This window comes from Leptospira andrefontaineae (assembly GCF_004770105.1).
In the GTDB taxonomy this organism is placed as follows: domain Bacteria; phylum Spirochaetota; class Leptospiria; order Leptospirales; family Leptospiraceae; genus Leptospira_B; species Leptospira_B andrefontaineae.
Map to the genome: position 1 here is coordinate 209,689 of NZ_RQEY01000018.1, position 13,675 is coordinate 223,363.

Sequence of the window (13,675 nt, forward strand, 5' to 3'; positions counted from 1 at the left end):
ATAATAATATTCGAATATTATGATTTACTTAATCATTTCTCTGACTTTTTTTATTATTTTTTCCTCGCTTGGGAGAGAGGATTTTTCCAAATTGGCTGCATAAGGCATAGGAACATCTTCTTGGGTGATCCTTTCGATAGGAGAATCCAGATAATCGAATGCTTCTTTTTGGATAAGGTAAGCCACTTGTGCTCCAAATCCTGCTACATTCCAACCTTCTTCCACGATTAGCACTTTATTCGTCTTTCTGACAGAAGCCAAAATCCCTTCCTCATCTAAAGGTCTTATACTTCTTAGATCTATAACTTCGACTGAAATTCCTTCTTTTGCCAGTTTTTCTGCGGCAGGAAGAACGTACATAAGCGCTCTGGACCAACTCACGATCGTGAGTTGCGTTCCTTCTCTTTTGATGTCCGATTTTCCCATCGGGATCAAAAATTCTCCTTCGGGAACTTCTCCCTTAGAACCGTATAATACTTCGCTTTCAATGAAGATGGTTGGATTATTATCCCGGATGGAAGTTTTTAAGAGTCCGTAAGCATCGGAAGGTGTGTAAGGCGCGAGTACTTTTAATCCGGGAATATGTGCATACCAACTTTCGAAGGATTGAGAATGTTGGGCTGCAAGTCTTCCTCCGGCACCACCGGCACCTCTGAAAACGATTGGGATCGGGAATTGTCCCGCACTCATATAATTCATTTTTGCTGCGGAGTTAATGATCTGATCGATTGCTACAAGTGAGAAGTTCCAAGTCATAAATTCTATGATTGGCCTAAGTCCCACCATTGCCGCTCCGATCCCGACTCCTGCAAATCCGTTCTCGGAAATTGGAGTATCAATCACTCTTTTTTCTCCGAACTTGGCGAGCATTCCTTGGGAAACTTTATAGGCTCCTTCGTAATGTCCTACTTCTTCTCCCATGAGAAAGATATTTGGATCCTTCTCCATTTCTTCCGTCATGGCTCGATTGAGTGCTTCTCTATATGTGAGTACTGCCATTATACGTTCTCCGCATAAACATGCTTGTACAACCAGCCAAGAGGAGGCTCTTCACTTTTTTCTGCGAAGTCTACCGATTCCTCGACTGTTTTGAGGATGGTTTCGTCCATCTTGGTCAATTCTTCTTGGGCCCAGCCCGCTGATAGTAGATCCTTTTCCGCTTTTATAAGAGGATCACCTTGTTTATATTTTTCTAATTCTTCTTTGGTCCTATATTTAGCAGGGTCGGACATGGAGTGGCCTCTGAACCTGTAGGTGGAAATTTCCATTAGAGTAGGACCTTCTCCTCTTCTTGCTCTTTCCACGGCAACCTTTACGTGATCTCTGACTTTTCGAACTTCGTCGCCTTCTATATGATCTCTCGCGATATCATAGGCAGTTGCTCTTACGGAAACGTCTTTGACTGAGAGAGCTCTATACTCTGGAGTTCCCATCGCATAATGATTGTTCTCACAGATCATAACCAAAGGAAGTTTCCAGATTGCAGCTAAATTCATTCCTTCGTGAAAGGATCCGATGTTTGCTGCACCTTCTCCAAAAAAACATAATGTAACCGCTCCGTCTTCCCGGTATTTGGACGCGTATGCGATACCGGCAGCAAGTGAGATATGCCCACCTACGATCCCATGCCCTCCCATGAAATTTTTCTTCTTATCAAAGAAGTGCATGGAGCCACCGTTACCTGAAACAATCCCAGTTTTTTTGCCATATAATTCAGCCATGAGAGCTTTGGGTTCGAGACCTCTGGCAAGTGCATGTCCATGATCTCTATAGGTGGAAACTATATAATCCTTTTGTTCTAGAGCAGAGATTGCTCCCACGCCCACAGCTTCTTGACCGATGTACAAATGGCAGAAGCCGCCAATTTTGCCCATGCTGTATGCTTTGGCAGAAGCTTCTTCGAAGCGGCGGATCAAAAGCATTTGTCTGTATAATTCTAATAGATCTTCGGTTTCTTTTTTTGTTTTAGGTTGGCTCATAGTACTTTAGGAAATACGAAAACAATCGCAAAATATCTTCTTAGAACTAGGATATGCAAACTGATTTCCGAAATTTTGGAAAAAAAATGAAAAGCTTATATTGGAAAAAATTTTCCTTTCCTTGGTCAGGGTTACCTATTTCCTTTTTCTGAATGAACTCTGCTCGAACGATCCTTGTAACTGAAGATGAACCAGGGATTATCGATACTATTCGTATAGTCCTTGAATCGGAGGGATTTAGGGCTTTGACAGCAATGACTGGCAAGGAGTGTTTCGCACTTCTATCGGAATCTCCGGATTTACTCGTATTAGACATAGGACTTCCAGACTCCAGCGGTTTAGAAATTTTAAAAGAGCTTAGAAAGAAATATTCTATACCTGTAATACTACTTACCGCAAGAGAATCCGAACTGGACCGCGTACTTGGCTTAGAACTAGGGGCGGACGATTATATGGTAAAGCCCTTTAGCCCGAGGGAGTTAGTAGCACGTATTCGCGCAGTACTTCGAAGATACGACGGAAAACTGGAAGAAAAGGCCACCGATTTCGTTACGGACGAGGATAAAAAGGTAATTTATTATTATGGAAGGTCTTTGGGTTTAACTCCCTACGAATATAAAACTCTGGTATTATTTATCAAACGTAGAGGTAAAATTTTTACTAGAGAAGAAATTATGGATTTGGTTTGGACGGAACCTGAAGATAGTTTTGACCGTGCAGTAGATACTGTAATCAAAAATTTAAGAGCTAGACTAAAAGAGATCCGCCCTGACTTGGATCCGATCGAGACAAGAAGGGGACAAGGATACGGCTTGAAGGAATCTATATGAGTCTTTGGATTCGGATCATCATCGGTTTTTTTTTGCGTTCTCGATCGGCTTCTACTATTTAGTAGATAAGATCGAAGAATCTATTCGCCCTCGTTACATGGAAACTGTGGAAGAATCCATGAACGACACTGTATATGTACTCGCTTCTCTCATTGAACAAGAACTTTTAAAACATCCTGAGGCTAATTTTGAATCCAATATTAATAGAGCATTGGGAGGTTCTTTTAAAAAGGCTAAAGAAAAGAACTTTAATGCAAAGATCTATAATCATACCAAAAGAAAAATTGATCTAGAATTTTATGTAACTGATGCAAAAGGGATCGTACTATATGATTCTGCCGAAAAAAGGGTAGGTGAAGATTATTCTAGATATAATGACGTTTTCCTTACCTTAAAAGGAAAATACGGAGTAAGATCTAGCAAATTAGGCGCATCAGATTCAGAAAGTGCGATATTTATTGCGGCACCAATCTACTTCAAAGGAAAGATAACCGGCGTTCTTACGATTGTAAAACCGAAAGGAAGTATTCTACCTTTTATAGATTTTGCAAAGGAGAAGTTTTATAAGACAAGCCTTCTTGTTGCCGTCTTTATCTCTCTCGTTTTTTGTATCGCGGTTTACTTTATCTTCTCTCCTATCCGAAAATTATCCGGATATGTGGCAGCCTTACGTTCTAAGAAAAGACCGAGTCTTCCGAAGATCGGAGTTCCTGAAATTCGAGAATTGGGTGAACAAATGGATCAACTTGTTCGTGAAATTGCAGGAAAAGAATATGTAGAGAATTATATACAGGTTTTGACTCACGAGATAAAAAGCCCGTTATCTTCTATCTTAGCCTCCGTAGAATTATTAGCAGAGGATCCGAAAAGATTAAAGCCTCTTTTGCAAAACGTTCAGTTAGAAAGTAAAAGGATACAGACAGTAATCGAAAAATTATTAGAATTAAGTGCTTTGGAGAATGTGTCCAATTTGGAGATACAAACTGGATTGAACACGAAGGAACTTTTAAAGGAAGTTCTGGGTTCTTTGACCCCGGAAGCAGATAGAAAAAAGATAAAGCTAAACTTGTCCGGACCAGATGTTTTTATAGATGGAAACCGTTTCTTTTTAATTACTACATTCCGAAATCTATTACAAAATGCTTTAGATTTTTCTTATGCAAATACAGAGGTCAGAATTAATACAGGACTTCTGCAGGATAAAGAATGGTTTATCGAGATCAAAAACGAAGGACCGGGTATTCCAGACTACGCATTAGAAAGGATTTTCGAAAGATTTTACTCTCTACCTAGACCGGACACGGGTAGAAAAAGTTCCGGTTTAGGCCTTACATTTGTTCAAGAAGTTGCTGAATTACATTCGGGGCGGGTAGAAATAAACAATTGGGAAAAGGGAGTGATTTCACTTTTTTTCCTGCCAATCAAACCTTAAGCCCGGTTCCTCACGAAATCCACACAATTCGCTCATAATCAAATCACTTATTGATCGGATACTGTCTGGCAAGGAGTGATTAGATGAGTAAATTAAAAACCTCTATTGGTGTTAGGGTATTTATTCTAGGTGGAATGTTATTCGGATTCGTAATTCCTCTGTTTATGATGGGATCTCTTGTCAGCGAAAGGCAGGACAGATCTAGAGAAGCCGTACAGGAAATGAATTCTAAATGGGGTGCAAGTCAGGTAATTGCAGGACCATTTTTGGTAATCCCGTATAAATTAGAGAAAACAAAGAAGAATGTCCAAGATGAGGAAGAGGTGGATAGCGAAAGCGGAGAAATTTTTATTCTACCTGAAAATCTAACCGTTGATTCCGACTTAAAAGCGGAAAAAAGGAAAAGATCCATTTATGAAACCGTATTATTTTCCGGAGATTTTAAAATGGAAGGTAATTTTAAATCTCCCTCTCTTACGGATTTTCCTGCCCGAACTAAAACTATTTTGTGGTCTCAAACGAGAGTGATTCTATCCGTTTCCGACCCGAAAGGAATCGGAAAAGATGTAAAATTCAACGTGGCTGGAAATGATACATCTTTGCAGCCAGGATCTTCTTCTTATTTTTTCCCAGCAGGACTTCACGCCAAATTAAATCCTAAGGAAGGTAATGGTAATATTTCCTTCTCATTGAAGATCCCCCTAAAAGGATCTGATTCTATTTATGTGGCTCCCGTGGGAAAGAGTAGTTCCATTAAAATGTATTCTGATTGGAAAGATCCTTCCTTTGAGGGTTCGATCCTTCCAAGTGAAAGATCCGTATCTGAAAAAGGATTTAAAGCGGCCTGGGAATCTTCTTACTTTTCAAGAAATTATCCGCAGGTAATCCAGGATATGACAGGCTCCTATACTGAATCTATTATAAATTCAGCATATGGAGTTCGTTTTATAATCCCCGCTGATCATTATTTAAAATCGGAAAGATCCTTAAAATATGCGTTCTTGTTCTTGATGGCAAGTTTTGCATTATTTTTCCTTTTGGAGATTTTCGGAGGAAAAATTTTGCATCCTCTTCAATATTTAATGATCGGCGCTGCGATGTTGGTATTCTATGTTTTAAATCTTTCTCTTTCTGAACATATAGGATTCAATTTAGCTTATATCTGTGCATCTGTTTCTGTATCCGGATTAATATCTTATTATGCGACATCCGTGTTAAAAGATAAAAAGAGGGGATATCTGGCTGGGGGATATTTTACTATTCTTTATATCTTCTTATATGTGATCCTTGCATCGGAAGAGAATGCGTTACTTTTAGGTTCTTTAGCCGTATTCTTCGCTTTAGCAGGACTTATGCATCTCACTCGAAATGTGGATTGGTATTCTTTCGGAGCGAAAGAGGAGCAGATGCCGGCTTAGTATTTCTTTTTTCTTTCAGGGAGAATTTTTATTATCCCTGAAAGAATTTTTGCCGGTTTAAATTATTATGAAATTTATCAGTAAAATTCCTTTTATCCAACAATTGTTTGTATTTTCGTTAAGTTGTTTTGTTAGCGTATTTTTAGTCGCAATGCGCATCTTAGTTTCCAGAGAGAGGAGTTTCTCTTTTTTAGTCTGGAATTTGTTTTTAGCCATAGTTCCTTTAGTCATCTCATATTTTATCTATACATATTATGAATATAGAAATCGTAGAGTAGGCATATTATTTTTTATTTTATTAGTAGTTTGGTTAATATTCTTTCCTAATGCTCCTTATATTGTTACAGATTTCGTACATTTAAAAGTCAGGAATTCTATTCCGATCTGGTTTGATATATTGATGATCTTTTCTTTTTCCTGGTGTGGATTGTTTTCAGGCTTTATCTCTTTGAGAATTATCCAATTAGTCTTAAGCGATAAGATCAATCATTGGTTAGGCTGGGTATTTGTAGTTTGTATTTCTCCACTGACAGTTTTAGGAATTTGTATTGGTAGGTTTTATCGTTGGAATTCCTGGGATTTAGTTGGAAATCCTCAATCTCTCTTTTCCGATTCTTGGGAATTTCTACGGATAGTATTCAATAATTGGAAATTACTCTTATCGCTCGGATTTCTATCTGCGGGGATGTTTCTTGCGTATCTTTTAGCTTTATCGATGGGTGAAATGAAGATCCGCCCAGTTCTTTCAAATCTGAAAAGATCGCGCTAAGGTAAGAAGAGTCGCAGGGGGATTTTTCACGCAGAGGCTCAAAGCCACAGAGTAGGGGAGGAATTACAATAAGTTGTGGGTGAAAGCTTGGAGGAAAATGTTCCAATTTCCGCTATTTCATAATTCCTTTGCGTCTCAGCGCCTCTGTGTGAAAATATTGAGTGTCTTACCTAAACTCCGCAAGTTTCCAAAAAAAATGCTTATGGAAATTTGCAGTTCGTTCGAACCTTTAGATGAGCCCAAAAAAGAATAATTTTTTGGAAAAAAATCTTCAACTCCTGTTTTCTTATTTCTTTAAAAATAGCTAAAAATCATTAAAAAACAGCTAAAAATAACGAAATTATTCATTTTCGTAAGAATTAATCTAGGCCGATCCCTTCACCGAAGATATATTTGAAGGAAACCCTGAATTTCTAGGTTTTTCCCAGATTTCAGCCTTCATTTAAACATATAGAAAAAAGACCAAAACCAAACCAGCACAGATCCCGGCACGGACGCCGGGCTCATGATCTCAGTTTCAAGGAGGAAACAAATGATCATTAACCATAACTTAGCCGCGATTAACTCCCACCGCGTTCTGAAGTTCCAGAACAACGAAGTGGCGAAAAACATGGAGGCACTATCTTCCGGTATGCGTATCAACCGCGCCGGTGATGATGCATCCGGTCTAGCCGTTTCCGAGAAAATGAGAACTCAGGTGAAAGGACTTCGCCAAGCGGAGAGAAACACTGAGGACGGCATGTCCCTGATCCAAACAACTGAAGGATATCTGCAGGAAACTAATGATATCATCCAGAGGGTCCGTGTACTTGCTATCCAATCTTCCAACGGAATCTACGGTGCAGAAGACCGTCAGATGATCCAAGTAGAAGTTTCTCAGCTTATAGACGAAATTGATCGCATTTCCTCCCAAGCTGAGTTCAACAAGATGGCATTGCTCCAAGGCGATTTCGCTCGCGGATCAAGAACCGCTTCTATGTGGTTCCACATCGGACCGAACCAGCACCAGAGGGAACGTGTCTATATCGCAACTATGACCGCTAAGGCTCTGAATTTGATCAAGTCTGACGGAACACTTTTGACTCTTTCTACCGCTGAACTTTCAAACGAAGCAATCGGCTTTCTTGACGATGCTTTAATGAAAATCAACAAACAAAGAGCAAATCTTGGAGCTTACTATAACCGTTTAGAGCATGCATCTAAAGGCCTAATGGTAGCTTACGAGAACATCCAAGCTTCAGAGTCGAGAATCAGGGACGCGGATATGGCAGAGGAAACTGTTGCATTCACTAAGAACCAAATTTTGGTTCAATCAGGAACTGCAATGTTAGCACAAGCTAACGTAAGACCTCAGTCTGTCCTCCAGTTACTTAGGTAATTAGGACTTTCCGGCAGCGGGGGCAGTGATGCTCCCGCACCGGGAACTTTTCTGTAGAACTCCGAAGCCGCGCATGCGGCTATCGTTGTCTACGGACCCCTAATGAAAAGGTACAGGAAAAACGTCGGGTCTAGTCTTCTTCTTTCCCCAATTTTTTTCCGGTTCCTTTTCCAAGGAGGAATTCCGAAGAAACCGAACCGGGTTAGTAATAACCTAAAGCTTATTGTACTTTTGCAAGATCGCTGACGTTAGTTAGCCTTATTGCGGTTGATTGAAAATATCCTAGATCTCCTCGGGGGAAAATGACCTGTCGGGTGGTCCGACCGGGTCCATCCCGGAGCACCGGACAGGTCATGTCCGATCGGAGGATAGGGAGATCCTCCGGAAACTCTCTACAAGGAGTGTAGGATGATTATCAATCACAACCTGAGTGCGGTGAATTCTCACCGCTCTCTGAAGTTCAACGAGCTAGCTGTGGATAAAACCATGAAAGCTTTGTCGTCCGGCATGCGGATCAATTCTGCCGGTGATGATGCTTCGGGTTTGGCTGTCTCCGAAAAACTCAGAACGCAGATCAACGGGCTGAGACAAGCGGAGAGAAATACGGAAGACGGGATGAGTTTCATCCAGACTGCAGAAGGATTCCTTCAACAGTCTTCGGATATCATCCAAAGGATCCGGGTTTTGGCCATCCAAACCTCGAATGGGATTTACAGCCCCGAAGACAGACAATTGGTTCAGGTGGAAGTTTCCGCCCTTGTCGACGAAGTGGATCGTATTGCTTCTCAAGCTGAGTTCAATAGATTCAAATTGTTCGAAGGAGACTTCGCTAGAGGTTCCAAAAGAGCTTCTATGTGGTTCCATATGGGACCGAACCAGAACCAAAGGGAAAGGTTCTTCATAGGAACTATGACTTCCCGAGCTTTAAAGCTTACCAAGGCAGACGGTAGACCGATTGCGGTTTCTTCTCCTGGGGAGGCGAATGAAGTGATCGGCTTAGCCGACGCTGCACTCGGAAAGATCATGAAGCAGAGGGCGGATATGGGAGCTTATTTTAATAGGCTGGAACATTCCGCAAAAGGTCTCATGGCAGCATATGAAAATATGCAAGCTTCTGAGTCCAGAATTCGTGACGCTGATATGGCGGAGGAGATGGTTGCTCTAACTACAAAACAAATACTCGTGCAGAGTGGTACGGCGATGTTAGTGCAAGCAAACCTAAAACCGAATTCGGTCCTCAAACTTCTACAAATGTAGTTTTCGGGAACAGGCGCCACCGGATGGAAACTCCGGTGGCTTTTTTTATTTTGGATCGTAATACTTTCCTATCCAGTAAGATCCTTTTTCATTTAAGTGATTTGTATCTTTAAAAAGAACTTGGCCGTCTTTATATGCCCAACACCAATTGTCATCACAAAGATTTCTCCAAGATTCCCAGATTTTCACTTTTCCTTTCGGAAAATTATCTTTGATTTCATTAATAATTTTATGATATTCTGCACTTCTTTCTTGAAAATCATATCGAGGGACAGCGCATAATTTTTTATTTTTGCTTCTTGAAATTTTATACGGCCTCGTATTTTCGCATGACTTCGCATGAAAACCTAATTCAGGAGTATCGGAAATGATTATTACTTCCTTCCCGGCATCGATTAGCATTTTTACTGCATTTAAGAAAGCGGTCTTGTAAATGATCCTTCGATCGGTAATATTTGGGTCTGGAGTAAAGATAAGTTTAAAGTCAATATGTGATTCTATTTCCCCAAAACCTTTTCCGGTTAAATAGATCGGTCCTCTGCCGCTTAATAAAACTTTTTTAATGGAAGGATTTTTGCTTATATAGTCCAAGATCTCTTTAGTATTGCTGCAATCACCAACATAACTCTTCGGAACTCCTAGAAGCATCGGGCATCCGATAATTCCAAGGTTTAAAAGGTTTTCTCCGGTATGAAGTTTAAAATATTCCGAAAGGCCATAGAAAAAATGAAATGAGTGACTATCACCGATCAACGCGACGGTAGGGACTGGACCTGAAGAATTTCTACTACAATATGTAATTCCCGAACCGAGAGACTTTTTGAATTCATTAACACAATCGCCTTGCGTAGATTGCCAATTTAGATATTCTATAGGAATTTCTTCAGGAGGAGAAACTCCACGAAATTTCCACCCTTTATTAGAGTGAATACTCTGACCGATTACACCAAGTCCGATTAAAAACGTAATTAGGAAGACCGTGACAGATTTTCCCGGTCGGAATCTTATTTGTTTTTCTAGGAAAAGGTAAGTGGCGATAGAAAAAATAATCGAAAGCAGAACTGCGGAAATTCTAATCCAAAGCTCTGGCTTTCCTGATTCTAATATATTAGAAAAAGACAAAAGAGGCCAATGCCAAAGGTATAATGGATAACTAATCGTTCCAATTGCGACAGCTATTTTATTCGAAAGGATTTTCTTATTGAACCAAGCTCCTTCTCCTGCTGAAATAATAAGAAAAGCTCCGGCAACCGGTATTAAGGCGAGAAAACCAGGAAATTGGTTACTTTTAGGGATAAATAAAGTTCCAAGTAAAATTAAAAAAATGCCTATTAAAGATTGAAAATTGGAAATGAAATTTTTAATTGAAGTGTTATTTGTAAACTGTTCATACCAATCTGTTTTGTAGAGATGTAACCAGGCTAGAATGGCACCGGCTATAAGTTCCCAAGCTCTTGTAGTTGGAAGATAAAATGCGTAAATTGGATCATGTAAATGAACTTGAATACTCCAAAGGAAGGATAATGAGAAAAGAATCAATAATGATTTTAATAGATTAGCCTTTGATAAAAACTTTGATAAATTGAAGATAATTAAAGGCCAAAAAATATAGAACTGCTCTTCGATAGCTAACGACCACAAATGTAAGAGTGGCTTTTGTTCTGCCAGTGGATTAAAGTAATCTGTCACATCCTTTAGATATGCAAAATTGGAATAAAATAGGACACCTGCAACTGCTTGTCTTCCTAGATTCTGGTATTCGTCAGAAAACAACAAAACATATCCGACTATTAGAACACAAAGGATTAAAGCGCATAAAGCGGGAAATATTCTGCGTATTCTGCGATTATAAAAATCTATGAAACTAAATCTTGAGTTATCAATACCTAAAAATATAATCTTCGAAATCAAGTATCCGGATATAACGAAGAAAACATCTACTCCGATGAATCCACCTTTTAATAGTTCCGGAAAACCGTGAAAAATGACAACTGCTGAAACTGCAATTGCCCTCAGCCCGTCGATATCGGCCCGATAGTTAGTTGATTGGGTTTGGTGCATTAAAAGAAAAAATTGAATATTTTGGGAACTTTTTGGGAAGTTAATGGCAGTATAAAATTGGCACACTAGCTTCCGTCAAGTGAAAACAACCTAAATTTTTTAGACTAGTTTTACCCTCCTGAGATCTGAAATACTAAACAACTGATGCCGGTAATACTTGTGCAGAGTGGTACGGCGAGTTAGTTTTTTTAAAGGTTTGAAGATTGGGAAATGCTTATTCTTCTAATAATTACATCGTCGAAAGCAATTTTTACTAAACATTTCCAGCTTAGAATTTTCTAAAAAAATATATTTAAGTTTTGACTTAATTAAGTGTATACTTAAATGTTTGGTCATGCAGGCTTTAGATGCGATTGCGGATCCAACCAGACGCAAAATTTTAGAACTACTATTCGAAGGTGAAATGGGAGCAGGAGAAATCGCAGGACATTTTGATATAAGTGCCGCTGCTATCTCCCAACATCTTAAGGTTTTGAAAGAATGTAATCTGATCCAAGTAAGAGTGGATGGGCAAAGAAGGATCCACTCTTTGGACTATAAAGGTTGGAAAGAGATCCAAGACTGGATTGATAGAGCAAAAACTTTCTGGGAAGGAAGACTGGATCTTCTGGAAAAGGAATTGAAAGCCAATAAAATGAGAAAGGGGAGAAGGTAGTGATGAAAGATCTATCTGTAAACAAAACGTATGGGACCTTTACTTCGGAGGCGGAAGTTCGTTTCCAAAGATTATTACCCGGACCAATCGAAACTGTTTGGGAATATCTAACTGATTCTGAAAAGCGTGGCACCTGGCTTGCTTCAGGACCTATGGAGTTAAAGGTTGGAGGAAAAGTAGAATTAAACTTTTTACATTCTTCTCTTTCTGATGAAAAAACTTATCCGGACAGATTTAAGGCAATGGAAAACGGTATTAGTGGAGTAGAAACGATCACTGCAATCGATGCACCTCGTTTTTTGAGTTTTACTTGGCATCCTGATTCCGAAGTTAGTTTCGAATTAGAGGAGAAAGGAGAAAACGTTCTTCTCAGTATTCGACATTATAAACTGACTGATGAGTTTGGCAAACTTATGGTTTCTTCCGGCTGGCATACTCATTTAGATATCCTAGTTTCAAAATTGTATAAGGAATCCGTTCCTAAATTCTGGAAAACATTTACCCAACATGAAGCTTATTATGGTGAAAAACTGAAAAGTGGTCGCTAAGAAAGTAAGGACTTAAAATAAAAAAGCCGACGAGTTTCTCGTCGGCTTTTTTGTTCGATTGGTAGAAAACCGATTATTTATTCGGAGTAAACTCCAAAGTAACCACACCTCTTGCAGCAGACTTAACATTCATTTTCTTAGTAGCTAAGAAAGTAAATCCTCTGTCTTTTTTATAGACTAATTCGTCCATAAAGAGTGCGTCTTTTCCAGGGTAGGTAACTTCCCACTCGGAACCGCTTACATTGCTAGTTCTAACATTGATGTCTTTTGCAGCAGTTAATTCTGCCAGATCATCTTTGAACTTAGTGGACTCATCAGCATCCAAACCAGTAAACTTAAGAATGATCGTATTGTTCTCGGTGAGATTGAACCATTCTTCTTTCAGTTGTTTGTTTACTTTTTTGGTTACGTCTTCTGCCCAACCAGCAAGTGCTTTCTCTCTGGAAACTTTTTGAGTGATATCTGCTCCGCGAGCGTCTCCGTTCCCAGAAGCCACAACTTTACCGTCTCCCCAAAGTAGGATCACTTTATAAGGGCCAGTTGCTGCAGTATTGAATAAAGGTCTATCCAATTGTTTTCCACCGATTGCTGTTACAGGTGCTTGGTCTTCCGTTTCTACCGAACCAACTACCAGAACTTCCGCTCCGGAAGATTGAGCTTGGATTAAGATCGCAGCTCCGGCATCCAAAGAGTTTACCGCATCAGCATTCAAACCGGAAGGTTTAACTGTTTTAGAAGCAGTTCCTGGATCTACGATCTTGTTTCCTGCTTTTTTAAGTCCTTTGATGATCTCAGCTTCTGCAATATTACCATTGCTTAAAGGAGCAACTGGAGCTCCTCCAACTTTAGAAGGAACTAAAACTACGATTCTTGGATTTCCTACGTCAGCAAGTAAACCTTCTACAGCAGTGGAAAGTTTAGATTCTTCGATAGTACAACGAACAGTAAGTTTTAAGATTGGTTGGGTATCTATCTTACCTTGGTCTTCCGCAACGATATCGTATGATTTTACGAATGCATCCGTTTTGGAAAGTAGACTAGAGCCTAAACTTTCTCCATCGGAAGCTTGGCTTTTGTTGGAAATTTCTTCACCAACTACTTTACGTACCGCATTAACTTTTGCGTCTTTGATCGCTCTTTGTTTTGCGTTCGCTATATCTCCGTTGTAAATCGGAGCTTCTCCGATCACGGTGATCGTATTTCCTTCTCTAGTGAATTCTTCTTTTTTCTTGCGTCGGGATCCGTCACCCGTTGCGCATGCAAAAGCGAAACCTAAAATCAGTGTGAGAGCGGTAATCCGCAGGATGGGCAGCTTTGCCATATCGCTTCCTTTTTCTCCTTGATGTAT

12 protein-coding genes are annotated in these 13,675 nt (G+C 39.7%); 8 read left to right on the forward strand and 4 right to left on the reverse strand.

Annotated features, from left to right (window positions below):
* Positions 1-24 precede the first annotated feature (24 nt).
* Together EHO65_RS12625 and pdhA are read right to left on the reverse strand one after the other, a co-directional pair.
* Positions 25-999 (reverse strand): pyruvate dehydrogenase complex E1 component subunit beta, encoded by a 975-nt coding sequence (locus EHO65_RS12625; protein WP_135774818.1) that lies wholly within the window; start codon positions 997-999, stop codon positions 25-27.
* Positions 999-1,979, reverse strand: a complete 981-nt coding sequence (pdhA, locus tag EHO65_RS12630; RefSeq protein ID WP_135774820.1) for a pyruvate dehydrogenase (acetyl-transferring) E1 component subunit alpha — start codon at positions 1,977-1,979, stop codon at positions 999-1,001. Before pdhA ends, EHO65_RS12625 begins: the two co-directional genes overlap by 1 nt.
* A 152-nt stretch (positions 1,980-2,131) precedes the next feature.
* On the opposite strand from pdhA, the gene EHO65_RS12635 reads away from it, so the two are divergent.
* The 6 genes from EHO65_RS12635 (at position 2,132) to EHO65_RS12660 (ending at position 9,063) form a co-directional block, all read left to right on the forward strand.
* A complete protein-coding gene (locus EHO65_RS12635; RefSeq protein WP_135774822.1) occupies positions 2,132-2,809 on the forward strand; it encodes a response regulator in 678 nt (225 codons plus the stop codon).
* Positions 2,810-2,813: 4 nt separating this feature from the next.
* Positions 2,814-4,241 carry a two-component system sensor histidine kinase CreC gene (gene creC, locus EHO65_RS12640; RefSeq protein ID WP_135774824.1) on the forward strand — a complete coding sequence of 476 codons (1,428 nt, stop codon included), beginning with the start codon at positions 2,814-2,816 and terminating at the stop codon, positions 4,239-4,241.
* A gap of 83 nt (positions 4,242-4,324) precedes the next feature.
* A complete protein-coding gene (creD, locus tag EHO65_RS12645; protein ID WP_135774826.1) occupies positions 4,325-5,659 on the forward strand; it encodes a cell envelope integrity protein CreD in 1,335 nt (444 codons plus the stop codon).
* 67 nt (positions 5,660-5,726) lie between these two features.
* Positions 5,727-6,428, forward strand: a complete 702-nt coding sequence (locus EHO65_RS12650; protein WP_135774828.1) for a DUF1361 domain-containing protein — start codon at positions 5,727-5,729, stop codon at positions 6,426-6,428.
* Positions 6,429-6,960: 532 nt separating this feature from the next.
* Entirely contained in the window at positions 6,961-7,806 is an 846-nt protein-coding gene (locus EHO65_RS12655) for a flagellin N-terminal helical domain-containing protein (RefSeq protein WP_008591598.1), read from the forward strand.
* Between the two features lie 408 nt (positions 7,807-8,214).
* A complete protein-coding gene (locus tag EHO65_RS12660; RefSeq protein WP_008590488.1) occupies positions 8,215-9,063 on the forward strand; it encodes a flagellin N-terminal helical domain-containing protein in 849 nt (282 codons plus the stop codon).
* A gap of 45 nt (positions 9,064-9,108) precedes the next feature.
* Here the strand turns inward: EHO65_RS12660 and EHO65_RS12665 are convergent, their stop codons facing one another.
* Positions 9,109-11,124, reverse strand: a complete 2,016-nt coding sequence (locus EHO65_RS12665) for an acyltransferase family protein (RefSeq protein WP_135774830.1) — start codon at positions 11,122-11,124, stop codon at positions 9,109-9,111.
* Between the two features lie 334 nt (positions 11,125-11,458).
* Between EHO65_RS12665 and EHO65_RS12670 the strand changes: the two genes are divergently transcribed.
* Both EHO65_RS12670 and EHO65_RS12675 read left to right on the forward strand, forming a co-directional pair.
* Complete coding sequence (locus EHO65_RS12670) at positions 11,459-11,779, forward strand: ArsR/SmtB family transcription factor (protein ID WP_135774832.1); 321 nt, start codon at positions 11,459-11,461, stop codon at positions 11,777-11,779.
* A 2-nt stretch (positions 11,780-11,781) separates the two neighbouring features.
* Positions 11,782-12,327 carry an SRPBCC family protein gene (locus tag EHO65_RS12675; protein ID WP_135774834.1) on the forward strand — a complete coding sequence of 182 codons (546 nt, stop codon included), beginning with the start codon at positions 11,782-11,784 and terminating at the stop codon, positions 12,325-12,327.
* 73 nt (positions 12,328-12,400) lie between these two features.
* Here the strand turns inward: EHO65_RS12675 and EHO65_RS12680 are convergent, their stop codons facing one another.
* Positions 12,401-13,648 carry a lipoprotein LipL46 gene (locus EHO65_RS12680; protein WP_135774836.1) on the reverse strand — a complete coding sequence of 416 codons (1,248 nt, stop codon included), beginning with the start codon at positions 13,646-13,648 and terminating at the stop codon, positions 12,401-12,403.
* Positions 13,649-13,675: the final 27 nt, after the last annotated feature.

What these genes read in the sequence shown, in the direction of transcription:
- EHO65_RS12625 (WP_135774818.1), bottom strand. Translation starts at nt 999, where the DNA reads ATGGCAGTACTCACATATAGAGAAGCACTCAATCGAGCCATGACGGAA.
- pdhA (WP_135774820.1), bottom strand. Translation starts at nt 1,979, where the DNA reads ATGAGCCAACCTAAAACAAAAAAAGAAACCGAAGATCTATTAGAATTA.
- EHO65_RS12635 (WP_135774822.1), top strand. Translation starts at nt 2,132, where the DNA reads ATGAACTCTGCTCGAACGATCCTTGTAACTGAAGATGAACCAGGGATT.
- creD (WP_135774826.1), top strand. Translation starts at nt 4,325, where the DNA reads ATGAGTAAATTAAAAACCTCTATTGGTGTTAGGGTATTTATTCTAGGT.
- EHO65_RS12650 (WP_135774828.1), top strand. Translation starts at nt 5,727, where the DNA reads ATGAAATTTATCAGTAAAATTCCTTTTATCCAACAATTGTTTGTATTT.
- EHO65_RS12655 (WP_008591598.1), top strand. Translation starts at nt 6,961, where the DNA reads ATGATCATTAACCATAACTTAGCCGCGATTAACTCCCACCGCGTTCTG.
- EHO65_RS12660 (WP_008590488.1), top strand. Translation starts at nt 8,215, where the DNA reads ATGATTATCAATCACAACCTGAGTGCGGTGAATTCTCACCGCTCTCTG.
- EHO65_RS12665 (WP_135774830.1), bottom strand. Translation starts at nt 11,124, where the DNA reads ATGCACCAAACCCAATCAACTAACTATCGGGCCGATATCGACGGGCTG.
- EHO65_RS12670 (WP_135774832.1), top strand. Translation starts at nt 11,459, where the DNA reads ATGCAGGCTTTAGATGCGATTGCGGATCCAACCAGACGCAAAATTTTA.
- EHO65_RS12675 (WP_135774834.1), top strand. Translation starts at nt 11,782, where the DNA reads ATGAAAGATCTATCTGTAAACAAAACGTATGGGACCTTTACTTCGGAG.
- EHO65_RS12680 (WP_135774836.1), bottom strand. Translation starts at nt 13,648, where the DNA reads ATGGCAAAGCTGCCCATCCTGCGGATTACCGCTCTCACACTGATTTTA.